The organism is Variovorax sp. dw_954 (genome assembly GCF_018449755.1).
Classification (GTDB): Bacteria; Pseudomonadota; Gammaproteobacteria; order Burkholderiales; family Burkholderiaceae_C; genus Variovorax.
In genome coordinates this window covers 1-707 of record NZ_JAAVVD010000098.1, presented here as the reverse complement: position 1 = coordinate 707, position 707 = coordinate 1, and the positions used below count along the sequence as shown (strand labels likewise).

The 707-nt window shown below is 57.6% G+C and carries 1 pseudogene; it reads left to right on the top strand.

Annotated elements, in window-relative coordinates:
- Window positions 1-464 precede the first annotated feature (464 nt).
- Window positions 465-707, top strand: a pseudogene (locus HB681_RS37670) (sensor histidine kinase); the annotation flags it as partial.

Sequence of the window (707 nt, the reverse complement as noted above, 5' to 3'; positions counted from 1 at the left end):
GTTGCTCACGATGAAAGCCAGTATAGGCATCGCGGAACGCCTGTGTGCGGTGTCGCACAGTGACCGCGACGGGAGTGTTTCATCAGGCGGGTGTAAGTGGGCCTGACCAGTCCAGTCAGCTCGCCGGGGGAACGCGCGGCACGCAACTGGTACTCCGCAATATTCCATGACACGTAGCTGATGTCGTTGCTTCGCAGTTGCTTGGCCAAGCACGAAGTTGTTCAGCGACAACGGTGAAGGATGTCCACTTCCATTCGCCGGGGCAACGCCGATTGACCGCGTGCGTTTGCGAGCCATCGCGCGCGCGATGTTTTCAGCGAAAGGCTTTCGCGCGTGCGCCACTGTGTATGTTTGACACCGCACAGACCGGCCTTCCTCGAAGGGTTAAACAAGAAGTCGTACGCCTTTGAAGAACAAGCGGGCGGTAGCCGATAAATGAACCGACAAAATCCAAGGACTGGAGCATGCGTAACTTTCTCGCCAACAATCGGGAGGAGCTGGTTTCACGCTGCAAGTCGAAGGTTGCGCTGAGGCCTCAGCGCTCCGCCACTGAAAAACAGTTGGCAAACGGCATTCCGTTGTTCCTCGACCAGCTGATCAAGACCCTTGAAGCGGAAGATGCTGACAAGCCCGCGGACAGCATCAGGATCTCGGGGCCATCAGGCGGAGATTCGATAGACTTGTCTGAAATGGGGGTGGGCGCCGCT